This is a genomic window from Flavobacterium aestivum (assembly GCF_026870175.2).
Lineage (GTDB): Bacteria > Bacteroidota > Bacteroidia > Flavobacteriales > Flavobacteriaceae > Flavobacterium > Flavobacterium aestivum.
On sequence record NZ_CP113977.2, the window covers coordinates 3036110 to 3061150 of the forward strand.

The following is a 25041-nucleotide window of genomic DNA, read 5'->3' on the forward strand; positions in this document are numbered from 1 at the left end:
TATCGCTTAAAAAGTTAAAAAAATCCTAAAACTTATCCAGAAAACGTTTTCGGAAAACGCTTTGTAGTTCAAATTCTGTCGTTTGTTTAAAAAACATTGTTGTTGGTATAATTTTTTTTTTTAGAAAACACCTTCCGTCTAAATTTACAGTATAACTAACAAAAAACAATTTAAAAATGAAAAAAATTTTTCTAATCGTAATGGTTGTTATTACCGCGCAAGTCTCTCTTGCTCAGGTAAAAACAATCAAGGGTTTTATCTCTGATGCAAAGGGCGCCCCACTACCTGCAGCAAATATTAATGTAAAAGGGACGAAGAATGGAGCATCTACAAGTTTTGACGGAACTTTTGCTATCGACGCAAAAGTTGGGGAAACTTTGGTGATTTCGTACATGGGATATGAAACCAAAAGCGTTGTTGTAGGAGAATCTGGAACGGTTAATGTTCAATTAGCAGAAGCTGCTTCTACAACTTTGACAGAAGTTGTTGTGACTTCATTGGGTATCAAAAAATCCAGAAAATCTTTGACTTATTCTGCACAAGAATTAAAAGGAGAGGAGCTAGTTAGAGCAAAAGACCCTAACCTTATGAATACGATTGCCGGTAAAATTGCCGGGGTTGCAGTAACTAAAAGTGCTGGTGGTACTGGAGGTTCTACAAAAGTTACTATACGAGGAAACTCATCTACTACAAATAACAACCCATTATATGTTGTTGATGGAGTTCCAATGCTGAATATATCTTCTATACAACCAAACGATTCATTTGGTTCTACTCAAGGTGGTAACCGTGATGGAGGAGATGTAATAGGATTATTAAATCCAGATGATTTTGAAGGGATGACAGTACTTAAGGGTGCTTCTGCAACTGCTTTGTATGGTAGTCAAGGTGCTAGAGGAGTTGTTTTATTAACTTCTAAAAAAGCTAAAGAAGGAGTTTCTACTTTCAGAGTTTCTTCTAATACAACAGTAGAAACGGCAGCTTATTTGCCTAAATTTCAAACCTCATACATCGCTAAACCAGGAGCTGATGAGTCATGGGGAGCTGCACAAAGTACACCAGATCACACAAGAGACTTTTTTGATACAGGAGTAACTCAAATATCTTCTTTTAGTTTCTCTACAGGTTCTTCAAATTCTGCTACTAATATATCGTATGCCAATACTTCTGCCAATGGAGTATTACCAACTAATAAATTGAGCAAGAATAACTTTAGCATTAGACAAATGGGTAAATTTTTCGGAGATAAATTGACTGTTAATGCTAATGCAAATTATACTTCACAATATGTAACCAACAGACCAACTAGTGGTTTGTATTTTAACCCGCTTACAGGTCTTTACTTAATGCCAAGAGGTAATGATTTCGAATATTATAAAAATAATTTCGAAAAGTTTGATCCTGCCAGAAATATGATGGTTCAAAATTGGATGACTGACAGAGATATTGAACAAAACCCGTATTGGGGATTGAACCGTAATAAATCTAAAGATGGCAATCAATATATGAATGGATCTGTTGGATTGAATTACAAAGTCAATAACTGGCTATCTGTTGGATCCAGATATAATTATGATAGAGTTACTTCAGAATTTGATAAACAAATTTACGCTTCTACTCAAGGAACATTGTCTCACGCAAATGGTAGATATATCAATATTACTGACGTGAGTACTCAAAATTATGGTGATTTAATTGCTACCATCAATACTAAAATTACTGATGATCTTACCTTTTTTGCAAACGTAGGTACCAGTTTTACAAAAACATCAATCAATGATGAAACCGTTTTAGATTCTGATCCATCAGGTTTAGGGATTACAAACTGGTTTACACTTCATAATTTTAATTCAAATACAGGTAATTATCAAAATTACGGATTCCGTAGAGAGCAACAATCCATTTTTGCAGCAGCAACTTTTGGTTACAAAAATATGTTGTATCTAGATGTTACAGGACGCAATGATTGGTCTTCTACATTGGCGAATACAGGTAATATGTCTTTCTTTTATCCATCAGTAGGTGTTACAGCACTTTTGAGTGAAATGATAAAAATGCCAGAATCAATTTCATTTGCCAAAGTTCGTGCTTCATATGCACAAGTAGGTAATGACGTTCCAGCGTTTTACACATCACCAACATCTGTATATGTAGCAACAAATCCACAGAACATCAATCCAACAGTTGGACCAAGACCTGGTACAAATTTGAAACCTGAAAGCCAAGATTCTTATGAGTTAGGTACAGAATGGAGATTTGCAAATAATAGATTCGGAATAGAATTAACGTACTATAATAACAAAACCAAAGATCAATTGCTTACCATTCCTGCTCCGGCTACAAACCCAGAAGGATACCAAAATTATGCTTACAATGGTGGTGTGATTAAAAATAATGGTTTTGAAGTATTATTGAATGCCAGAATTATTGATAATGATAAGTTTAAATGGGACGCAACGGTAAACTATTCAAAAAACAACAATGAGGTTTCAGGATTACCAGAAGAATTAGGAGGATCAGTTATTTTGACTCAACCGGGTGTAAACAGTTATAGATATTCATTAATTAATGGTCGTCCGTTTGGAGTTATTGAAGGGATAAACTTTAAGAAAGATACTCAGGGTAGAATTTTACTGAATGAAGATGGTTCATTCCAAAAAACGGAATTTGAAGAGGTAGGAAATGCGAATCCGGATTTTATGTTAGGATTTACTAACTCATTCAAATACGATAATTTCTTCTTGAACTTCACCATTGATGGACGTTTTGGAGGAGATGTAATGAGCTTGACTGAAGCTGTAAATGATCAATTTGGTGTTTCAAGAACAACTGGAGATGCTAGAGCTGCTGGAGGTGTAGATGTTAATGCAGTTTATGCTCCGGGAACTACAAAAGCAGGACAGGCTTATGCAGGAAAATATGATGCTGAAAGTTACTATAGCCAAGTAGGAGGTAGAGCTGGTATAACAGGAGAGTATGTTTATGATGCTACAAATGTGAGCTTAAGAGAATTGGCTATTGGATATACATTTGATATTAAAAACAGTAAAATTTTCAAAGCAGCTAATTTATCATTAGTAGGTAGAAATTTATTCTTTTTCTATAAAGACGCACCATTTGACCCAAATATTTCTTTGAGTACAGGTAATGGTTTACAAGGGATTGATGTATATGCAGCGCCATCTACAAGAAGTATCGGTCTTAATTTAAATGTAACTTTCTAATATTATATCATCATGATACTAAATAAAATAAAAACAACTGCTATATGTGCTTCTTTGTTAGCAGCAGTAAGTTGTACAAGCGATTTCAACGAAACGAATACGAACCCGACTGGGATTACTGCGAAGGATCTTGAGCAAGATTTTAACCATGTAAGAGTTCCTTTTACCACCGTGTTTACGGGGATTTTCAATACAACACACTGGAAATACCAATTGCAACAAAACCTAAATGCTGATATATGGTCTGGTTATATGGCTACTCCAACACCTTTTAAAGGAGCTGCAGGAGATAACTCAAATTATAACTATGTTGATGGGTGGAATGGTTTTATCTGGAGTTTGCCTTACACAGACGTAATGGCAAATACGCTTAAAATCGAGCAAAGAACCAAAGGGAAATACGATCAGTTTTATGCTATTTCATTGATTTTGAAAGTAGAAGGAATGCATAGGGTTACAGATGTATTTGGACCAATTGTATATTCTCAATTCGGGACTACAAATGCTACAATCCCTTATGATTCACAAGAAGAAGTATATACTAAAATGTTTTCTGAACTTGATTTTGCAGTAGCTGAATTAACTAAAAGAGTAAACGCAGGAGAGGCTTCAACTTTTGTGAGTACAGATATGAGTGCTTATGGAGGTGATTACAAAAAATGGGTGAAATATGCCAACTCATTGCGTTTACGCTTAGCCATGAGAATTGTAAAAATCAAACCGGCTTTGGCAAAAACAGAAGCTGAAAAGGCAATCGCCCATCCTTTTGGTGTAATGACAACAAATGCTGATATCGCCAAAGTGATTATCCCAAATTACATTGATCCAATTTTAACAATCTCATCTGCATGGGGTGATATTAGAATGTCTGCAGATATGGAGTCTATTATGAATGGATATTCAGACCCAAGACTTGCTAAATACTTTAAGGAATCTGCTGATTTTCCTGGTGAATACAGAGGAATCCGTACAGGTATAAATATGATTGCTAAGTCAGATCGTACGGGTATGTCTGAAATAGGTTCAATTGTAGGCTCAAATGAAAAAGTGTTAATGACTACAGCCGAAGTATATTTCTTAAGAGCAGAAGGAGCATTAAGAGGATGGAATATGGGAGGAACTGCTCAATCTTTATACGAAGCTGGTATAACAACTTCATTTGCACAACATGGCGCTTCTGGTGCAGCTACTTACATTACAGACAACGTAAAAATGGCTAAAGATTTTGTTGATGTTAAAGACGCTGCTAATAATGGAGCTGCAGTAAATAAAGTAACTATTGCTTGGGACGAAGCCGCTATAAATGAAGTGAAACTGCAAAAAATCATCACTCAAAAATGGATTGCTAACTTCCCAGAGGGTCAAGAAGCTTGGTCTGAATACAGAAGAACTGGATATCCTAAACTGTTCAGAGTATTGCATAATACCAGCGGAGGAACAATCACTACAGAATTTGGTCCTCGTAGGGTAAACTTTGTACAGTCTGAAAAAGATGGTAACCCAGGAGGTGTTGCAACAGGACTTTCTAAATTAGGAGGACCTGATAATGGTGGAACCAGACTTTGGTGGGATACCACAGCAGGAAATTTCTAAGAATTGATATTAGTTGAATAGATAATTGTTTTTTTTTTATTACTCCAGACAGATGAAAATCTGTCTGGTTTTAATAAAAACATAAGAGAGAATACAAAGTAAGAAGGTTGAAGAAAGGGGTTAGAAATGAGAGAATAGAAGAAGCGGCAGAATAAAAATGAGATTATAATTAATTACAAGGTATTTGTACCAATCACTCTGATTTATATAGCAATCACTGCTGTATTTTAAGAGACATTAAACTGAATAAAACATTTTATTTTTTAAGTAAAATAAAAATTAATATATAAAATATACAAGTTATGATTACTACATCAATTTTTAAAAAAGACATAACCTTTAAGACAGCTGGACAGTTTGAAGAAACCCGTTTTGAAAAAATACACAATGTAATTTTTAAGAATTCAGCAGAAGCTTCCATTGTTGTGGCTCATGAAATTGCAGATTTAATCCGTTCCAAACAAGCCAAAAACAAAACCTGCGTACTAGGACTGGCAACAGGCTCATCTCCTATAAAAGTATACCAGGAATTGGTTCGTATGCATAAAGAAGAAGGATTAAGTTTTGCCAATGTTGTAACTTTTAACTTAGATGAGTACTACCCAATGCCAAAGGAAAGTAACCAGAGTTACCACCACTTTATGCATCAACACCTTTTTAATCATGTAGACATAAAACCTGAAAATGTCAATATTCCAGACGGAACAGTAGCCATTGAGGATTTGAACCAGTTTTGTGTAGATTATGAATTGAAGATAAAAAGTGCAGGAGGACTAGATTTTCAATTACTGGGAATAGGGCGTACAGGACATGTAGGATTCAACGAGCCAGGTTCACACATCAACTCGGGAACTCGTATCATTACTTTGGATCATATAACAAGAGTAGATGCTTCGGGAGATTTTAACGGAATCGGAAATGTTCCTAAAAAAGCCGTAACCATGGGAGTTTCTACAATCCTTAGATCTAAAAGAATAGTATTGATGGCTTGGGGACAAAATAAAGCATCGATAATAAAACGAACAATCCAAGGCGAGATTAGTTCTGAGGTACCAGCGACCTTTTTGCAGAATCATAAGAATACCACTTTTGTATTAGATGAAGGTGCTGCCTCAGAATTAACACGTTTGGAAACCCCATGGTTGGTTGGCGAATGTATCTGGACAGAACAACTAAAAAACAAAGCGATAGTTTGGTTATGCCAACATAGCAACAAATCGATACTAAAATTAACGGATAGAGATTACAACAACAACGGAATGTCAGATTTATTGGCAGCAGGAGGAAGTTCATCCTATGATTTGAACATCAATATGTTCAACGTTTTGCAGCATACCATAACAGGATGGCCAGGAGGAAAACCCAATACAGATGATTCCAACAGACCGGAACGCTCAACACCGGCAAAGAAAAGAGTAATACTTTTTAGCCCACATCCGGATGATGACGTGATTTCTATGGGAGGAACATTTGCTAAATTAATAAAGCAAGGGCATGATGTACATGTGGTGTATCAAACATCAGGGAATATAGCCGTTACAGATGATGAAGCATTAAAATTTGCGGAAGTCTGTAATGATTTTGTGGGAGAAAATCAAACTGGGATAAATTTTCAATCGGTTATTGATACCCTAAATGCCAAAACACAAGGTGAAATGGATTCCTTGGAAGTTCGCAAATTGAAAGGTTTAATTAGAAGAAGAGAATCCTATGCCGCAGTTAGGTATATTGGACTAAAAGATGAAAACGTACATTTCCTGGACTTACCGTTTTACGAAACCGGATTAATACAAAAGAATCCATTGGGGGCGGAAGACATTGCCATTGTAAAGGATATCATTGCACAAATAAAACCACATCAGGTATTTGCAGCAGGAGATTTAGCCGATCCACACGGAACGCATGAAGTATGTCTGAATGCCATATTTGCGGCAATGGGGGAATTAAAATCAGAATCCTACATGAATGATTGTTGGTTGTGGTTGTACAGAGGGGCTTGGCACGAATGGGATGTTCATGATATAGACATGGCAGTTCCGCTGAGTCCAGATGAAGTTTTAATAAAAAGACAAGCCATTTTATGTCACCAATCACAAAAAGACAGAGTAATGTTTCAAGGAAATGATGCCAGAGAATTTTGGGTACGAGCCGAAGACCGTAACAAAAACACCGCAAGGATATATGATGATTTAGGTCTTGCCGAGTATGAAGCTATTGAAGCTTTTAAACGTTTTGAATATTAAAAAAGAGTTGAGTTTGTTTTGAAAGTACAGAATCGAATTCATTAAAAATCATTTTTTGATTTTGGTTCGTACTTTTTTTAAACCCCAATATTAGACTGTCAATTAACTGTAAAAACAAAAATGAAATACCTAATAATCTTTCTATTTACCTCCTTTATCTCTTTTGCTCAAATAAAAAAAGAGCAACTAGATGTTATGCCGTGGCCACAAAATTTAACACTAACAGAAGGCACTTTTGCTTTGACAAAAGAGTTCAAAGTAAACATTACCGGTGCACCAAATTCAAGAATATTTCTTGGTGCAACAAATTTTTTAAGAAGATTGGATGGTAGAACAGGAATGTTTTTCAATCAGGGGTTTATTACAAAAACGAACGAAGAACCTACTGCTCAATTGCAAATAAATTGTGTACGAAGCGGGAAAATAGAATTGTATGAAGATGAAAGTTACTTACTCGTAATTACCGGAAATAAAATAACCATTAATGCTACAACAGATTTAGGGGCATTACATGGTTTAGAAACATTATTGCAATTGTTGCAAAACAACAGTAATTCCTATTATTTTCCTAATGTGAAAATTTCTGATTTTCCTAGGTTTACATGGAGAGGACTGATGATGGATGCATCAAGACATTTCATGCCGGTTGATGTTGTAAAGAGAAACATTGATGGAATGGCTGCAGTAAAAATGAATGTTTTTCACTGGCATTTAGTAGATGATCAAGGATGGAGAATTGAGATGAAAAAACATCCAAAACTGACTCAAATGGCTTCGGATGGATATTATTATACTCAGGAAGAGATTAAAAGTATAGTAAAATATGCTGATGATAGAGGAATTTTGGTAGTTCCGGAATTAGATGTTCCCGGTCATGGATCAGCCATACTTACGGCTTATCCAGAGATAGGAAGCAAGGTTGTAACAATGAACTCAAATTCTACAGAGAACGGCAAACAGTCAGTTCAGATACAAACGTATACAGTCGAAAGAAATGCTGGTATTTTTTCACCAACATTAGACCCGTCAAATCCTAAGACATATCAGTTACTAAATGAGTTTTTTGATGAAATTTGCCCACTGTTTCCAGGGAAATATTTTCATATAGGAGGAGATGAAAACGAAGGAAAAGATTGGGATTCGAATCCTAAAATACAAGAATTCAAAAAGAAACATAATCTGGCAAACAATCATGAGCTGCAAACGTATTTTACGATGCAATTGATTCCGATGCTCAAAAAGCACAATAAAGAATTAATGGGATGGGAAGAAATTATGACCAAAAATATGTCTAAGTCGGCGATTATTCATGCTTGGAAAGGTCCAAACGAAGGTGTTCCAGCTGGACAATCACTAGTTGATGCAGTAAAAAATGGATATAAAACTGTACTTTCTAATGGCTATTACGTTGATTTGGTTTTTGGGGTTGAAGACCATTATGTTGTAGACCCAATGCCAAATAATGTTTCGTTTACTGAAGAAGAAAAGACCAGAATTTTAGGGGGCGAAGCAACAATGTGGTCAGAATTGGCGACATCAAATACCATTGATTCCAGAATATGGCCAAGAACTGCGGCAATAGCCGAAAGGTTATGGTCTGATAAATCAGTTACAGATATCAATAGCTTGCGCAAAAGATTAAAAACAGTTTCTTTTAGGTTAGAAGAACTCGGTTTAACCCACATCAAAAGCAAAGAAGCTTTGTTAAGAAACGTTAGTAATAATCAAAAGTATGTTGCCTTAGAAGATTTTTCAAATATTTGTGAGCCTCTCAAAAAGTATTCTAGAAATAAAGGAGGTACAGAATATCAAATGTATTCACCACTGACATTGTTTGCAGATGTTTGTACACCAGACGCATCAGATGCTTTAGAATTTGATTTAGCTGTTACAAAATATATTAAAGATAAATCAAATGATAATCAAAATGTTGTAGTTGGTTATTTGAATAAATGGATTAAAATGAATACTGATCTTATTCAGTTAAGTAATAATGCACCACTTATTCAGCCAATTTTGCCACTTTCCAAGAATTTAAATGATTTGTCTGAATTACTATTGTTGAAAATAGATAAAAAGCAAAATCCAGATTCTTCAGTATTAAATGACTTACTGGAGAAATGCAATACAAAAGCACATGCCGATGTTGAATTGGCAATATATAATAGCTTAAAAAAGCTAGTTCAAGCTTAAAAAAAAAGATAAAAATAAAAGTAGTTATTGTTAAGATAAAGTTTGGTTATTTATATTTTGATAAAGTTTTTATTTTGAGTTAATGTTTTTTTTCTTTTAGAAAATCATCATTTTTTTTCCTGATAATTATGTAGTTATAGTTATCAGGTTTTTTTTTTTGACAAGTATTAAGATTATCGGTTGCTTGACTTTTTAATGTGAAGAAAGTTAAATAAAATATAGGGTTAAGAGGTTAAAATGAAGTTTTAGAGTTTGTGCCTAAGCCTCATTTTTTTTGTATTTTGAATAAGCATATGATTTCTTTTTAACTGGTTATTTTTAAAGAATCTGACACTACAAACCTGATACATTATGTCAGGTTTTTTTGTAAGGATAATTCTGATTATAAATTTGATGTTTAGAATAAAGAAAAACAGACATTTTTTGTACTTTTGCGGAAAATTAATAAAGAGATCTTTATGTTAACAGTTAATAATTTATCAGTTCAGTTTGGCAAACGAATTTTGTTCGACGAAGTAAATACAACCTTTACACACGGAAACGTTTACGGAGTTATTGGAGCCAATGGTGCTGGAAAATCAACTTTTCTTAAAATATTAGCAGGTGATATGGACCCAACTTCGGGACATATTCATTTGGAACCAGGAAAACGTATGTCGGTTTTAAACCAAAACCACAATATGTTTGACGAACATACAGTACTTGAAACTGTTTTGATGGGTAACAAAGTTTTGTATGCCGTTAAAAAAGAGATGGATGAACTTTACTTAGATTATAATGATGATAATGCAGATAGAATAGGGGAGTTACAAGTGCAGTTTGAAGAGATGAACGGATGGAATGCTGATTCTGACGCTGCATCTATGTTATCCAATCTTGGAATTACAGAAGACAACCATTATACTTTAATGAGTGATTTGGAAGGGAAAATGAAAGTTCGTGTGCTTTTGGCACAAGCTCTTTTTGGAAATCCGGATTTACTTATTATGGATGAGCCTACCAATGACCTGGATTTTGAAACAATTGCCTGGTTAGAAAATTTCTTAGCAAATTATGAAAATACCGTAATTGTAGTTTCTCACGACAGACACTTTTTAGATTCAGTTTGTACACACATATCTGATATTGATTTTAATAAAATTAATCATTATTCAGGGAATTATACTTTTTGGTATGAGTCTAGTCAATTAGCGGCTAAACAGCGTGCTCAACAAAACAAAAAGGCCGAAGAAAAGAAACAGGAATTAGAAGAATTTATTCGTCGTTTTAGTGCGAACGTGGCTAAATCTAAACAAGCTACTTCCCGTAAAAAAATGATTTCTAAATTGAATATAGCCGAAATCAAACCATCTAGCCGTCGTTATCCTGCTATTATTTTTGATCAAGACCGTGAAGCTGGAGATCAAATCCTGAACGTACAAAACTTAAGTGCTTCTATCGATGGAGAGGTTTTGTTTAAAGGAGTAGATTTGAATATGGCCAAAGGTGATAAAATTGTCCTTTTTTCAAGAGATTCACGTGCTACGACAGCCTTTTATGAAATATTAAATGGAAATCAAAAAGCTGATTCAGGAGAATTTGATTGGGGAGTTACCACAAACCAAGCGTATTTGCCAGCAGAAAATCACTCGTTTTTTGAAAACGATTTGACATTGGTGGATTGGTTACGTCAATGGGCAAAAACAGAGGAAGAGCGTGATGAAGTTTATATTAGAGGTTTCCTGGGGAAAATGATTTTCTCAGGTGAAGAAGCTTTAAAAACAAGCCGTGTATTATCAGGAGGAGAAAAAGTTCGTTGCATGTTGTCTCGAATGATGATGGAAAGAGCTAATATCTTGATGTTAGACGAACCAACCAATCACTTAGATTTGGAATCTATCACCGCTTTCAATAATTCATTGAAAAATTATAAAGGATCGGTTATTTTTACCACACATGACCATGAATTTGCTCAAACTGTTGGTAACCGTGTGGTTGAATTAACACCAAACGGAGTTATCGATCGTTATATGACTTTTGATGAGTATTTGGATGATGAGAAAATTCAAGAACAAAGAAAGAAAATGTACACTGTTTAGTATACTTCACAATATTTAATAACAAAAAACTCCTGCTATATGCGGGAGTTTTTTTGTTTGTATAAATTAAGAATCAATCCAAAAATCAAACGTAAAATCTTGAAGTTGACAATTGAATTAAAATTGAAGAGCAATAAGTTTACGTAAAATTTACAAAAAGATAAAGATGTTAAGAAATTAGTTACATTTTCTTAAAATTCATTGATTATCAAGGTGTTAATTTTGAGTTAACTCAAATAAACAACCAAATATACAATGAAAAAAACCTACTTTTTAGTATTACTATCATTAGTCACTTTGATATGTAAAGCCCAAAACCTTGATCCCTATTTGCAAAATGTAACACCAACTTCTATATATGTTTGTTGGAAAACAAGCAGTAATTCAGAATCGATTGTAGAATATGGCACATCTGCAAGCAATCTGAATGTTACTGTTACAGGAAATACGAATGTATTTACTGATTCAGGATATCCTGGGAATTATTTCTATCACAGTACAAAACTGATTAACCTTTCTCCAAACACAAAATATTTTTATAGAATTAAAACTGGAACGAGTGTTTCTTTGGTTAAATCATTTAAAACATTGCCAAATCCAGGTCAAGCAGCAACAGCAGATGGGCATATTCGGTTTTTGATTATGGGAGATAATCAATTAAAAGCCGAACCAAGATACGATTCATTAGTAGCATCTGCAAAAAGAAAAATAAAAGAAAAATGGGGTTCAACTTTATCTCCGGATGATAACATTGCCATGACTTTTATGGTAGGTGATCAAGTAGATGTAGGTACTTTAGACCATTACGAGAACGTACATTTTAAAAAGAATAAAGCACTCTCCGGAAATATTCCAATTCAAACCACAGTGGGTAATCATGAAACTTATGGTACTTTGGGAATGAACTCCTATTATGACCATTTTTTTATCAGTGAATTATCGTATAAAGGAATTTCATCTGGCACAGAAAACTATTATGCAATGCAAGCGGGAAATGTATTGTTTATCAGCTTAAGTTCTGAACATACTGGAGCTGCCCAATTCAACTGGTTGCAACAAGTTTTAACAGCAGCCAATTCAGATAATACTGTAGAGTGGATATTTTCATTAAGCCATAGACCATATCAGGCAGAGCAATATGTAGGGGATATCTCTACATGGGTAAGAAATACTGCCGTTCCCTTGTTAGTAACCTCCTCAAAATATGCCATGCATATAGGTGCACATCATCACCTTTATCATAGAGGACAATTGAAAAACACTCCTACATACAACATCATTTCAGGAGGTACTGCTTGGGATCAATACTGGGGATCATCTACAGAACAAGATTTTGAAGACGTTCAAAAAACAATTTGCAACTGGATCTATCAAATTGTGGATATTGATGTAACAAATGGAAAAATGGATATAGAAAGCTATTCTATCGGAAGCGTAAACAAAAGGAAAAACAACCAATTAATGGATGTGTTTCATAGGTATAAAAACAGACCTGCACCCGCAAAACCTTCCATCACAAATAATTTTAGCACCAATATTACTTTGCCGGTAACTATATCTGGTTCTACATATAGTACAACAACAAATGAATTATTAAATACAACTCAATTTTTAATTTCACAAACTCCAACTTTCGATATTGTAAAGAAAGAAGTATATCGTGATTTTGAAGATTTGTATGGTAAATACGGTACACAAAAAGATTCAACAGTGAATGTTAATCTTGGCGTGGATATTACTAAGATGAATTTGGCTTCGAATGCGCTTCCTAATGGCCAATATTATGTAAAGGTAAGATACAGAGATCAAAATTTAGAGTGGTCGCCTTGGAGTGATGCAAAAGGATTTGTCATTGCTGGCAGTAATACTGTCAATACAGAAATAGTTACAGACGCTCAAAATTATGCTCAAAATGCCCCTATAAAAGTAAACTTTACTGATGCCCCAGCCAGTACATCTACATGGGTAGGCTTATATAAAGACGGGCAAACTCCGGGAGGAACATCTCCTTCCCAAACATGGCAATATACCAATGGTAGTGCCAGTGGCTCTATTAATTTCTCAAGCGGATTAGCTAATAAAGGACGTTATTTTGCTGCCATATTTTCAAATGGAGGCTATACAGAAATTGCATCTAGAAAGTATTTTTATGTTGGACCAATTCCGGTATTAAGTACCAACCAATCAGAATATGCTCTAGGTTCTCCTGTAGTGGTTAATTTCAGCAATGGTCTTCAATTGACTAACGATTGGATAGGTATTTATAGAATGGGAGTTAATCCAGGATCGGGCACTTCATCAACGAGCTGGCAATATGTTACGACCACTTCGGGAACTAAAACATTTAACAATCTACCTAAAGGATATTATTATGCAGAATACTATCTGCAAAACGGATATAACCCGATTGGTAATAAAGTGTTTTTCAAAATAGGGGACATTGTTACTGAATTATGGATAAATAAACCAGTGTATGACCTTGGAGAACAAATTTCTGCCTCATGGACAGATGCTCCCGGAATTGTAAAAGACTGGCTGGGAATTTATCATCAAGGTGATAATCCCAATAGTAATCCATTAGTGAGTTACACTTATTTTAATGGACTTGCCCAAGGAACAAAAAATATCACGGGAGCAGAATTACCTACACAAACAGGAAGTTATTTTTTAGTAATGTTTACAAACGATTCTTATAATGAAGTCTCCAATAGAGTTGTTTTTGAAGTTATTGATAGTACAACAAAGAAAGGTAGTTTAAGTAAGGATGAATTTAAGATTGACAATGGATTAAAAGTTTATCCAAATCCAACAAATGGAGACAATCAAACAATTGTACAGTCAGATTATCCAATAGATGAAATAGAAATATTTAGTATAGATGGCAAATTGATGTACGCCACTAAAAACGTAAATAATAATAGATATTCATTAATTACCCAGGATTTGCCAAAAGGAACTTATGTTCTAAAAATTCATTCCCGTAAATTATTTACAGCTAAATTAATTGTAAAATAACAACCCAATATAAAGTTCAAATTTGTTTAAGAACTCCCGTCAATAGCGGGAGTTTTTGTTGTTAAACAAATAAAGTATATCCAGGAGTGTTTTAGATTTATTTAAATAAGAGTTTTTTGTTTTAAATTTTAATTCTACCTAAATCTATTTTATTTTTCAAATAATCGAATTCGAGGATTAACAAAATTATTGTACTTTTACATCCCAAACAACACTTCTTATGAATCAAAAAGTATTGCTCACTTCTAAGGAAGTCAATATCATTCTGCACCGTTTGGCTTGTCAATTAATTGAAAAGCATCTTGATTTTTCGGATACTATTTTAGTTGGAATCCAACCTAGAGGAACTTTTTTAGCGGAGCGCTTAAAAGATTTGTTAGAGAATGAATATCAAGTACCAAATGTTCTTTTAGGCTATTTGGATATTACTTTTTTTAGAGATGATTTTCGTAGAACAAACAAGCCTTTAGAAGCCAATAAAACCCAAATCGATTTTTTAGTTGAGAATAAAAAAGTCATTTTTATAGATGATGTATTATACACTGGACGTAGCATTCGTGCAGCATTAACAGCAATACAGTCCTTTGGAAGGCCCTCAGCGATCGAATTATTAACATTAATTGATCGTCGATTTAGTAGAGATTTGCCAATACAACCCGATTATAGAGGTCGTCAGGTAGATGCAATCAATGGTGAAAAAGTAAAAGTATGTTGGGTAGAACAAGATGGGGAAGACGGAGTTTACTTGGTTACTAATTAAGTTAAAAATGTCTATAGTTTATTGTTTATAGTTTGTACTTCGTCTGTAAAGGAACCATAAGCAGTAAACCAACCATAAACAAAAAAATAAAAAAAGAACAATGAGCGAATTAAGTGTAAATCATTTATTAGGGATCAAATACATTAACAAAAAAGATATTGACCTAATTTTTGAAACCGCCGATCATTTTAAAGAAGTCATTAATAGACCAATCAAAAAAGTACCTTCGTTAAGGGATATTACAATTGCTAATATTTTTTTTGAAAATAGTACAAGAACAAAACTATCATTTGAATTAGCTCAAAAAAGGTTATCAGCAGATGTAATAAGTTTTTCAGCAGCACAATCATCAGTAAAAAAGGGAGAAACACTTATTGATACTGTAAATAATATCCTTTCCATGAAAGTAGATATGGTTGTAATGAGACATTCTAATCCTGGTGCAGCTTATTTTTTGTCTAAAAATGTAAAGGCCAGCATCGTAAATGCTGGAGACGGTGCACATGAGCATCCTACACAAGGATTATTAGACAGTTATTCTATTAGAGAAAAATTGGGAGATGTAGCCGGTAAAAAAGTAGTTATTGTTGGTGATATATTACATTCAAGAGTTGCCTTATCCAATATATATGCTTTGCAAATGCAAGGTGCAGAAGTAAAGGTTTGCGGACCAAAAACACTTATCCCAAGATATATAGAATCACTTGGAGTAAAAGTTGAACCAAATTTGCGTAAAGCATTAGAATGGTGTGATGTAGCAAATATGTTGCGTGTTCAAAACGAAAGAATGGATGTGAATTTTTTTCCATCAACCAGAGAATATGCACAACAGTATGGAGTTGATAAAGCTTTGCTTGATTCACTCGACAAAGAGATCGTTATAATGCACCCAGGCCCCATAAATAGAGGTGTAGAAATAACAAGTGATGTTGCAGATTCACAACAATCTGTAATTTTAAATCAAGTAGAAAATGGTGTTGCCATTAGAATGGCAGTAATCTATCTTTTGGCATCAAAAATTCAATAAACGTATTACAATGAAAGTAACAACTAAGGGGCACAGCACTATTATCAAAGATACAGAAGGAGATATAGCGCAATTTTTAGAAAAAATAAACAGTCAATATAAGAGTTTTGAAAGTCAAAATCTTATTTTAGATATATCACACGATAAATCGGTTGATGCAAAATCAATCATGATTTTTTCCGAATTATCTAAAAAACATATAAAATCAAAAAAATCATTTCTATTAGTTGTTCAAAATATCGATTTTAATAAAGTTCCAACGTCATTATCGGTTGTTCCTACATTATTAGAAGCACACGATATGATTGAAATGGATGAAATTGAAAGAGATTTAGGGTTTTAAATGATTAAAATTGTTTAAACAAATAACAAAAAACTAAATTTGAAATTAACAATTCTTGGTTGCTACGCCGCAACACCTAGATCTTTAACGAATCCTACTTCACAGGTATTAGAAATTAAAAACAGACTTTTTTTAATTGACTGCGGAGAAGGAACTCAGGTGCAGTTGCGCAAAAACAAATTGAAATTCTCAAAAATCAACCATGTCTTTATTTCCCATTTGCATGGAGATCATTTTTTTGGACTAATTGGTTTGATCTCTACATTTGCATTATTAGGACGTACTACAGATCTACATGTTTTTGGACCAAAAGGAATAAAAGAAATAATTGAATTACAATTGCGTTTATCCAATTCATGGACTAATTATAAATTGTTCTTTCACGAATTAGAATCTAGCGAAAGTGAGACAATCTTTGAGGATGAAAAAGTAATAGTCAAAACTATCCCACTAAAACATAGAGTTTATACAAATGGTTTTTTGTTTCAAGAGAAAACAGGAGACAGAATATTAGACTTGAATGCCGTGCAAAATTTTGAAATTGACAAATGTTATTATCAAAATATAAAAAAAGGAAAAGATATTACTTTAGAAGATGGAAGGGTAATTGATAATGCTAAACTTACGTTTGATCCTATTCCTGCAATGAGTTATGCTTTTTGTTCAGACACGAAGTATCATGAGTCAATAATTCCCATTATAAAAGATGTAGATGTGCTATATCATGAATCTACATTTCTAGATTCAGAAGAAGCTTTGGCAACAAAAACGATGCATTCTACTGCCAAAGAAGCCGCTAGAATAGCATTGAAAGCTAATGCAAAGCAATTGTTATTAGGTCATTACTCTACTCGATATGCCAGTATCGATTTGTTTAAAGAAGAAGCAGAAACCATTTTTGCAGCAGTTTTATTGGCAGATGATGGCAAAAGCTTTGAGTTTTAATAGATTTATTTGAATATAAAAGGTGTAAAAATGAATGATTTAAGTAATTACAGAAAGTCGTACGAAAAGAGTGAATTGTTAGAATCATCTATACCGGAAGATCCTATAAATCTTTTTAATAGATGGTTTCACGAAGTAGAGGATTTTGATGCAGCAGGAGAGGTTAATGCAATGACCGTTTCAACAATTGGTTTGGACGGTTTTCCAAAATCAAGAGTAGTGTTGTTGAAAAAATTTAATGAGGAAGGATTTATTTTTTTTACAAATTATAATTCTGAAAAGGGTAGAGCCATTGCTGAAAATCCAAATGTATGTCTTTCATTTTTTTGGGAAAGTATGGAACGTCAGGTTATCATAAAAGGAATTGCCAGTAAAACATCAGAGGATATTTCAGATAATTATTTTGCATCCAGACCCGATGGAAGTAAGTTAGGAGCAATAGCATCTAACCAAAGTGAAGTTGTTGCATCCCGTTCTTTTTTGGAAGAGAATTTAAAACAATTAGAAAAAGATTTTGAAGGAAAAGAAATTCCGCGACCAAAACATTGGGGAGGCTTTTTGGTAACTCCTGTTGAAGTAGAATTTTGGCAAGGGAGACCTAATCGTATGCATGATAGAATCCTATATAGCGCTCAGGAAGATTTTTCTTGGAAAATTGAACGTCTGTCGCCTTGATTGTACTAAAATCTCATAAGAAGCAGTTAAAGTTATCTAAATTGTTGATTTTGAGTAGTGGTTTATGATTGTAAAAAGTAGTTTTGGATTATAAGAAAACAAAATAATTACAAAACTCATCAAATAGTTTAATTATAAACTATTTGACAATTAAGCTACTACAAAATTTTATGAAATTTAATTCACTACTCGCATTGTTACTAGTTTCAATAATTAGTACAATGTATTCTTGCACCACGGATGCTCATGAAATTGCTTCAGCATCTGTAGCACCAACAACTCCGACAACACCAACAGGACAAACTGGACAAACTGGACAAACTGGACAAACTGGACAAACAACATCACCTACAGAGCCATCAACTCCAACAACGTCTCCTACAGATTTAAATAATTATTCATATAGCACTTCAGAAATCCAGCTTATGGATTTAATAAATAATTATAGAGTAAGTATAGGCTTGAATCGATTAGTGGTAACTAATTATATTTCTTCTAAAGCGGCAGAACACAACAATTATATGATTGCGGCAAATATAATTAGTCACGATAATTTTGCTGTACGCTCTAGAGACATAATGACGGCATTAGGAGCTAGTTCAGTTGGGGAGAATATAGCTTGTAATAATACTACGCCACAAGCTGCTTTTGATGCCTGGTTAGCCAGTCCAAACCACAAGGCTAATATTGAAGGTTCATTTACCAATTTCGGAATCTCAATTAGAGCAAATTCTGAAGGGAAAAAATATTACACTAATATTTTTGCTAAAATATAATTCTTCTTTTTTGGATTCTAAAGGCTGTATCTTCAAGATGCAGCCTTTTTTGTTTTTTAGGGAAGTATGAATGCAAACCAAAATCTATGCTACATTATTTTGAATTTTTTAAACTAGTAATCTTATGATTTTAAAAGTATTAGATCTTTAATTTAAAGTATAAAACTTGTTAATATTTTCTATTAGTCTTCTTACTATTTTTCAATGATGCGGAGTGTTTTTTTTCTATAAAAAATGCCTCTATTTTTTGCAAATCATAATGTAGGATATTCCCTTTATGTTTATTCAAAATGATGTAGTTCATCTGATTTATTTGTCTGTTTGACCGAAATGCACGTCCTTTGATATAGATTTTAAAAATGAGCTTTAACTATTAACCTTAAAGGAGTTTGCCCCACAATCTACTTTAAAATTAAACTTCATTATTATGAATTCAAAATTACACCCTTTCGTATTTTTTGTTTTTATTTTGAGTTTTATGGTTTCATGTTCTCCAGAAGAAGATAATAATTCGACCTTAGAATCTCAAAAAGTGCCTATTGTTTTAAACTATGAATACAACCCTGTAGAAATAGAAACAATGGCTTTGATTAACAACTACAGAGTTAGTATTGGTTTAAATGCGTTAGAAAGAATAAATCATGTTTCTTATAAGTCAGAAGAGCATGATAATTATATGATTGCTAATAATGTGGTAAACCATGATGATTTTGCATCCCGTTCTGAAAATATAATTAAGGCTTTGGGGGCAAAAAAAGTAAGTGAGAATATTGCCTATAATTATAATAGCGCAAAAGGAGCCTTTGATGCTTGGCTAAAAAGCGAAGGACACAAAGCAAACATAGAGGGTGATTTTACTCATTTTGGCATTTCAGTGAGAGAGAATCCTGTGAACGGTAGAAAATATTACACAAATATTTTTGTAAAAATATAGATTTGACTAAAAGTGAATTTAAGTATTAAAAATTAAATATTGAATTAATAACAAAAAAGAAAGCATAATTTTTGAAAGTAATAATTAAAAGTTTATTACTGTTTTATTTTAAAAAAAAGGTCAAGTGTTTGAAGGGATAATTTTTTAAGAAAATTATTGATCTTTAATAATTATCCGTGCATTTCATCGATTTTGTTTGGTAGTTTAACATAAAGTATGTTTATTTGAAACAGAATAAACTATTAACCTAAACCTAATATTAAAGGAGTTTGCCCCACAATCTACTTTAAGCTAAACTACTTATTATCACTATGAATTCGAAATTTCTTCGTTTGACCTTTTTTGCTTTTATTTTATGTTTTATGTTTTCATGTTCCCCAGAAGACAATAATTCGGTTCCAGAATCACAATCAACATTATCTGTTTCTTCAAACTATGAATACAGTCCTCTGGAATTAGAAACGATGGAATTAATTAATAATTATAGAGTTAGTATTGGTTTAAAAGCGTTAGAAAAAGTGAACTATGTTTCTCTTAAATCTGAAGAACATGATAATTATATGATAACTAATAATGTGGTAAATCATGATGATTTTGTATCTCGTTCAGAAAATATAATTAAAGTATTAGGAGCAAAAAGTGTAGGTGAGAACGTAGCTTATAATTACAATAGTGCAAAAGGGGCTTTCGATGCTTGGTTGAATAGCTCAGCACACAAAGAAAATATAGTAGGTGATTATACTCATTTTGGTATTTCTGTAAGAGAAAATCCTGTAACTGGCAAAAAATATTACACTAATATCTTTGTAAAAATATAGATTTTATTAAAATTGAATAGATATTAAAAAGGCTACCTTGATTGGGTAGCCTTTTTTTGTTTAGAGGATTGTTTTTGGATTATAATGCTGTGATAATAAATTCACTGCGTCTGTTTTGTTGATGTTCTTCTTCGGTACATTTTACGCCATCGGAGCAGTTGTTATACAATAGACTTTCCCCATATCCTTTGCTGGATAATCGGTTAGGATTGACACCACTTTTGATAAGCCAATCTCTGGTAGATTTGGCTCTTCTGTCAGATAGTGCCTCATTGTATTTGGCGCTACCTCTGCTATCGGTATGGGAGCGGATGTCGATTTTCATGTTTGGATATTCGGCCATTACGTCCAATATTTTGGCAAGATCCAAAGCGGCTACGGGTTTAATGTCGGATTTATCAAATTCAAAGTAAATCCATTTGATACCAAAGCATTTACCCAAATCATCTCCCACGGCCACTTTACATAGCGCTTTTTCGAAGGTAAGGTTGAGTTGGGTTTTACAGTCTTTCTCTGCAATGGTTACCGTTTTTTCGGTAGTGGTATATTCTTCTTTTTCGGCTCTTACACTATAGGTTTTTTCCCCTTCAATGTCAAAGGAATAGTATCCTTTATCATCGGATTCGGTGGTTTTAAGCAATTTGTGCTGATCGTCATATAGGGAGACCTTAGATTTGGGAAGCATTTCGTTGGTTGCCAATTCAGAAGTGGTACCGTTTAACTCATATTTGCATTTTATGGGTCTTGTTTCCAGGAATTTATAGATATCATCATACCCTTTGCCGTTGTCCCTATTGGAGGAGAAGAACCCGATTCTACTTTTAGTATCAATTAGATAGGCAAAATCATCTTTAGGGGAGTTTACCTCGGCCCCCACATTTTGTACCGGACCAAAAGTTCCGTCCTCCTTGATTTGGGATACAAATACATCGAGTCCGCCAAGACCGGAATGGGTATCGGATGCAAAATAGATTTCATTGTCATCTGTAACAAACGGAAAGGTTTCCTTACCGGGCGTATTGATGGTTTTGCCTAAATTCACCGGAATGCCATAAGTCCCATCGCTATTGATACTAACCTTAAAAATATCCGATTCCCCTAAAGTACCCGGCATGTCCGATGCAAAGTACAATGTTTTCTCATCGGGACTAAGGGCAGGGTGTGCTGTACTGTAGTTATCGCTGTTAAAGGGTAACTCGGTTACATTGGTCCAGTCATTTTTGGCATAACTGGCTTTGTATATTTTAACCAAAGTAATTTTATTGTCGTCTTTCCCTTTTTTGCCTTCCAGATAATTATTTCTGGTAAAATACATGGTATTGCCGTCTTTGGTAAAAACAGCACTCGCTTCATGGAATTTTGATTTCACTCCAGGGGCAAACTTTTTAGGAGGTCCTGGGGTTAGGGAGTCTCCGGTTAGATCGCAGATATAAAGGTTAGTAAAATATTGATCGGTCCAGGTATGTTTTCTTTGCCCTAAGCTACCGGTATCTCTGGAGGAAGTAAAAACGAGTTTTCCGTTATAAAAGGAGCTACCGTAATCGGAATATTTAGAGTTCACACCGGCATCTTTGACTTTATATCTGCCGGAATTGGCTTTTATTTTATCGAGATAGTTCACCTCTTTGATGTAGGTTTCTCCTTTGGCGGGATCCTTGGATTTCTCATTGTAGAGTTTCAGCATTTCATTGGCTTTATCATTCTCCCCAATAGATCGCAAGCAATGGGCATAACGATAATAGTATTCCGGATCTACAGAAGAGGTTATGGCAAAGAGTTCCCCATACCATTTGGCGGCTTTGTCCAACTCAGCATTGAAGAAATAGGCATTGCCTAATTTCTGGTACATCTCAGCCGATTTGTATCCTTTGTTGGATACTCGCTCATAGGTCTTTATGGCATCTATATAAGCATAGTTATCATATTTTTTATCCGCATTAGATACCTTGCCCTTTTGGGCATAATTGTTAAATGAAAAAAGACCGAGTATCATCAGGTAGAGTAGAATGTTATTTTTCATAATAATTATTTTTATAGGAATTTAAAATTGTCATTTATGGTTCACGTCATTTGGATTGGTTACCAGACAGCTCATTGAATTTTTTCAGGTTCTCACCGGCTTTTTGGGTCTCACCAATAGCCCTTAACGCAATGGAATAGCGGTAATAATATACAGGTTCCAGATTGGTTGTCATCTCACATAATTCACCATAACATTTGGCGGCCTTATCCAGTTGCTCATTAAAAAAATAAGAGTCGCCTAATTTCTTTAGCATATCCGGGGATTTATATCCTTTCTCGGAAACTCTTTCATAGGTTTTTACGGCGTCAATATAGGTGTAATTGTCTTTTTTTTGGGGCTCCTTAGAAGCAGCTTTTGCTTTTTGGGCATAACTGTTAAATGATAAAAGTCCCAGTATAGTCAGGTAAAACAGTAGGTTCTTTTGCATAACGATTGGCTTTAGGGTGATTCAGGTTTGTCTTTTGCATGTTCTCAATACAGATCAATTACTTGATGCGATTTCCGGATAATTCATTGTATTTTTTCAAATTTTCACTGGCCTTTTTATCTTCCCCAATCGCTTTTAGGGATATGGCGTAGCGGTAATAACATTCAGGTTCCACATCGGTGGTTAGGGCAAATAACTCGGCATAACATTTGGCGGCTTTCTCAAATTCATCATTGAAGAAATAGGCATTGCATACTTTTTTGAGCATAAAAATGGATTTATATCCTTTCTCGGTAACTCTTTCGTAGGTTTTTACAATATCGATATAAGCGTAATCACCCATCTTCTTGGGGCTGTCAATATGGGTATTGATCTTTAATCGGTCACTTAAAGGATCAATATTTTTAGATTCAATAGAACCAACGGATTCAAGTTTGGTTTCTAACGCAGGGGCTATCGGAACAGTTTCCTTGACTTCCTGTTTCACCGGAATCTCTTCCTTGATTTCCTGTTTCACCGGTGGGGCTACCGGAGTTGTTTCCTTGATTTTCTGTTTCAGTTGGGGCTCTACTGGAGTTACAACCTGGGTATTTTGCTCTACGATTTTATCTATAACAGTAATAACCCGGGTGTTGTTGGGTCCTAAATCGAAGGTGTTGATTAATTTAGGATCCGGTACGTCATAAGTGGTGGTGTGTCCGCCAAATGTTAAGTTAATGGTTTCTACTACATGATACGATTTTACAGTCTTTACAGTTTTAACTGTTTTTACGGAAGAGATCATTGTTTCGGTTCTGGCATTTATTTGATTGTCCGCTTTTTTTTTGACGCTTGTGTCAAGCTGAACGATTTGAGCAGAACCACTAAATGAGAGAACATTTGCTATGGCTATGTAAATAAGTATCTTCTTTTTCATGATAATTATTTTTAGAAAGGAATCTTAGCTCATATCACCGGCTTAACCGTTAGAAGAATCTAGGGGTCGACATTTTACTGTTTTTCTTGAATATTTCATAACGCAAGAATATCTCGTGGGATCCGGAATTGTAATTATCCAGAGCAGTAGTTTCAAAATCATAAGCGTAACCTATGTAGAACCCGTCAGAGATTTGAAACCCAGCCATGGCACTCACAGAGGCGCTCCATCTGTAGGCAACCCCCACAGTAAATTTTTCATTGAAGAGAAAGTTACCGGAAATATCAAATTGCAATGGGGCACCCTCAGTTACTTTGGCCATAAAAGTAGGTTTGAATTTTATGGAAGAATTCAGATCAAAAACATACCCACCAATTAAATAGTAGTTTATCTTTTCTTTATAAATAGCCACTTCATTGTCGTTATAGGCATTCGTTTCTATAAAATTCGGGATCGAAAACCCTACATAGGCCTTTTGGGAATGCAGGTAAATACCTGCTCCAATGTTGGGAGAAAAGTCATTGTCAATGTTTTGAAATTGAGGGTCGGTTTGATCACCAGGATTCAATTTGGTAACATCGATACTAAAAATATTTGCAGTTCCTTTAATACCAAAAGAGAGTTTACAGGATTCAGAAAGGGGGATATAGTAGGATAGGTCCGCAGATATGGAATTGTTGGTGGAAGGACCAATTTCATCATTGACAATAGAGACTCCCAATCCAACCCTGCTGTTGTTAAAAGGGGTATTTACAGAGACAGTATTGGTAATCGGGGCTCCATCAAGACCAACCCATTGCGTACGATGCAGGGCAAAAATACTTAATGCACCTCTTGTACCCGCATAGGCAGGATTTACATTTATTGTGTTATACATATATTGGGTATATTGTGCATCTTGCTGCGCAAAACTTGCAATGGCTGTAAACATCAAAACGAAAGAGAATAATTTTGTTTTCATAGTCGATATTTGTTGGTTAAAAATGGTTGTTACCTTTTTGTAACAATCTAGCTTTGAGGTATTTTGAAATGATATTGTAGTAATTGTATT

General features: G+C 34.2%; 18 protein-coding genes. 14 read left to right on the top strand and 4 right to left on the bottom strand.

All coding sequences use genetic code 11. The features are described 5' to 3' along the window. Positions 1-176: 176 nt before the first annotated feature. The 14 genes from OZP08_RS12985 (at position 177) to OZP08_RS13050 (ending at position 20624) form a co-directional block, all read left to right on the top strand. Positions 177-3224, top strand: coding sequence for a SusC/RagA family TonB-linked outer membrane protein (locus tag OZP08_RS12985; RefSeq protein ID WP_281322039.1), 3048 nt, complete (start codon positions 177-179; stop codon positions 3222-3224). Positions 3225-3236: 12 nt separating this feature from the next. Further along, a complete protein-coding gene (locus tag OZP08_RS12990) occupies positions 3237-4817 on the top strand; it encodes a RagB/SusD family nutrient uptake outer membrane protein (RefSeq protein WP_268846514.1) in 1581 nt (526 codons plus the stop codon). A 302-nt stretch (positions 4818-5119) separates the two neighbouring features. Next, a complete protein-coding gene (gene nagB, locus OZP08_RS12995) occupies positions 5120-7060 on the top strand; it encodes a glucosamine-6-phosphate deaminase (protein ID WP_268846515.1) in 1941 nt (646 codons plus the stop codon). A gap of 120 nt (positions 7061-7180) precedes the next feature. Then, complete coding sequence (locus tag OZP08_RS13000) at positions 7181-9253, top strand: beta-N-acetylhexosaminidase (protein ID WP_281322040.1); 2073 nt, start codon at positions 7181-7183, stop codon at positions 9251-9253. Between the two features lie 458 nt (positions 9254-9711). After that, complete coding sequence (locus OZP08_RS13005; RefSeq protein WP_281322041.1) at positions 9712-11331, top strand: ABC-F family ATP-binding cassette domain-containing protein; 1620 nt, start codon at positions 9712-9714, stop codon at positions 11329-11331. Positions 11332-11586: 255 nt separating this feature from the next. Continuing rightward, positions 11587-14346 (top strand): fibronectin type III domain-containing protein, encoded by a 2760-nt coding sequence (locus OZP08_RS13010; RefSeq protein ID WP_268846516.1) that lies wholly within the window; start codon positions 11587-11589, stop codon positions 14344-14346. A gap of 220 nt (positions 14347-14566) precedes the next feature. After that, the gene (gene pyrR / locus OZP08_RS13015) at positions 14567-15106 is read left to right on the top strand and encodes a bifunctional pyr operon transcriptional regulator/uracil phosphoribosyltransferase PyrR (RefSeq protein ID WP_281322042.1); all 540 of its coding nucleotides are present in this window, start codon (positions 14567-14569) and stop codon (positions 15104-15106) included. A 100-nt stretch (positions 15107-15206) separates the two neighbouring features. After that, positions 15207-16133: an aspartate carbamoyltransferase catalytic subunit gene (locus OZP08_RS13020; RefSeq protein WP_281322043.1), complete on the top strand. Its 927-nt coding sequence runs from the start codon at positions 15207-15209 to the stop codon at positions 16131-16133. A 10-nt stretch (positions 16134-16143) separates the two neighbouring features. Beyond that, positions 16144-16476: a ribonuclease Z gene (locus OZP08_RS13025; protein WP_268846517.1), complete on the top strand. Its 333-nt coding sequence runs from the start codon at positions 16144-16146 to the stop codon at positions 16474-16476. Positions 16477-16515: 39 nt separating this feature from the next. Beyond that, a complete protein-coding gene (locus OZP08_RS13030) occupies positions 16516-17421 on the top strand; it encodes a ribonuclease Z (protein WP_281322044.1) in 906 nt (301 codons plus the stop codon). 30 nt (positions 17422-17451) lie between these two features. Further along, positions 17452-18096: a pyridoxamine 5'-phosphate oxidase gene (pdxH, locus tag OZP08_RS13035; RefSeq protein WP_281322045.1), complete on the top strand. Its 645-nt coding sequence runs from the start codon at positions 17452-17454 to the stop codon at positions 18094-18096. A gap of 170 nt (positions 18097-18266) precedes the next feature. Next, the gene (locus tag OZP08_RS13040; RefSeq protein ID WP_281322046.1) at positions 18267-18872 is read left to right on the top strand and encodes a CAP domain-containing protein; all 606 of its coding nucleotides are present in this window, start codon (positions 18267-18269) and stop codon (positions 18870-18872) included. A gap of 427 nt (positions 18873-19299) precedes the next feature. Continuing rightward, complete coding sequence (locus OZP08_RS13045; protein ID WP_268846519.1) at positions 19300-19806, top strand: CAP domain-containing protein; 507 nt, start codon at positions 19300-19302, stop codon at positions 19804-19806. A 362-nt stretch (positions 19807-20168) separates the two neighbouring features. Continuing rightward, complete coding sequence (locus OZP08_RS13050) at positions 20169-20624, top strand: CAP domain-containing protein (RefSeq protein WP_281322047.1); 456 nt, start codon at positions 20169-20171, stop codon at positions 20622-20624. Positions 20625-20703: 79 nt separating this feature from the next. Here the strand turns inward: OZP08_RS13050 and OZP08_RS13055 are convergent, their stop codons facing one another. From OZP08_RS13055 to OZP08_RS13070, 4 genes are read right to left on the bottom strand one after another with little or no spacing between them, the layout of a single operon-like run. Continuing rightward, positions 20704-22644, bottom strand: a complete 1941-nt coding sequence (locus OZP08_RS13055; protein ID WP_281322048.1) for an OmpA family protein — start codon at positions 22642-22644, stop codon at positions 20704-20706. Positions 22645-22690: 46 nt separating this feature from the next. Then, positions 22691-23074 (bottom strand): tetratricopeptide repeat protein, encoded by a 384-nt coding sequence (locus tag OZP08_RS13060; protein ID WP_281322049.1) that lies wholly within the window; start codon positions 23072-23074, stop codon positions 22691-22693. Between the two features lie 58 nt (positions 23075-23132). Then, on the bottom strand, positions 23133-23990 hold the full coding sequence (locus OZP08_RS13065; RefSeq protein WP_281322050.1) for a hypothetical protein: 858 nt from the start codon (positions 23988-23990) through the stop codon (positions 23133-23135). A 49-nt stretch (positions 23991-24039) separates the two neighbouring features. After that, positions 24040-24951: a PorP/SprF family type IX secretion system membrane protein gene (locus tag OZP08_RS13070; RefSeq protein ID WP_268846523.1), complete on the bottom strand. Its 912-nt coding sequence runs from the start codon at positions 24949-24951 to the stop codon at positions 24040-24042. Between the last annotated feature and the right edge of the window lie 90 nt (positions 24952-25041).

Bases quoted from the DNA above. Each gene is read 5' to 3' on its own strand.
- pdxH (WP_281322045.1), top strand. From the start codon at position 17,452: ATGAATGATTTAAGTAATTACAGAAAGTCGTACGAAAAGAGTGAATTG.
- OZP08_RS13020 (WP_281322043.1), top strand. From the start codon at position 15,207: ATGAGCGAATTAAGTGTAAATCATTTATTAGGGATCAAATACATTAAC.
- OZP08_RS12985 (WP_281322039.1), top strand. From the start codon at position 177: ATGAAAAAAATTTTTCTAATCGTAATGGTTGTTATTACCGCGCAAGTC.
- pyrR (WP_281322042.1), top strand. From the start codon at position 14,567: ATGAATCAAAAAGTATTGCTCACTTCTAAGGAAGTCAATATCATTCTG.
- OZP08_RS13005 (WP_281322041.1), top strand. From the start codon at position 9,712: ATGTTAACAGTTAATAATTTATCAGTTCAGTTTGGCAAACGAATTTTG.
- OZP08_RS13065 (WP_281322050.1), bottom strand. From the start codon at position 23,990: ATGAAAAAGAAGATACTTATTTACATAGCCATAGCAAATGTTCTCTCA.
- OZP08_RS13025 (WP_268846517.1), top strand. From the start codon at position 16,144: ATGAAAGTAACAACTAAGGGGCACAGCACTATTATCAAAGATACAGAA.
- OZP08_RS13070 (WP_268846523.1), bottom strand. From the start codon at position 24,951: ATGAAAACAAAATTATTCTCTTTCGTTTTGATGTTTACAGCCATTGCA.
- OZP08_RS12990 (WP_268846514.1), top strand. From the start codon at position 3,237: ATGATACTAAATAAAATAAAAACAACTGCTATATGTGCTTCTTTGTTA.
- OZP08_RS13010 (WP_268846516.1), top strand. From the start codon at position 11,587: ATGAAAAAAACCTACTTTTTAGTATTACTATCATTAGTCACTTTGATA.
- OZP08_RS13045 (WP_268846519.1), top strand. From the start codon at position 19,300: ATGAATTCAAAATTACACCCTTTCGTATTTTTTGTTTTTATTTTGAGT.
- nagB (WP_268846515.1), top strand. From the start codon at position 5,120: ATGATTACTACATCAATTTTTAAAAAAGACATAACCTTTAAGACAGCT.
- OZP08_RS13040 (WP_281322046.1), top strand. From the start codon at position 18,267: ATGAAATTTAATTCACTACTCGCATTGTTACTAGTTTCAATAATTAGT.
- OZP08_RS13060 (WP_281322049.1), bottom strand. From the start codon at position 23,074: ATGCAAAAGAACCTACTGTTTTACCTGACTATACTGGGACTTTTATCA.
- OZP08_RS13050 (WP_281322047.1), top strand. From the start codon at position 20,169: ATGTTTTCATGTTCCCCAGAAGACAATAATTCGGTTCCAGAATCACAA.
- OZP08_RS13055 (WP_281322048.1), bottom strand. From the start codon at position 22,644: ATGAAAAATAACATTCTACTCTACCTGATGATACTCGGTCTTTTTTCA.
- OZP08_RS13000 (WP_281322040.1), top strand. From the start codon at position 7,181: ATGAAATACCTAATAATCTTTCTATTTACCTCCTTTATCTCTTTTGCT.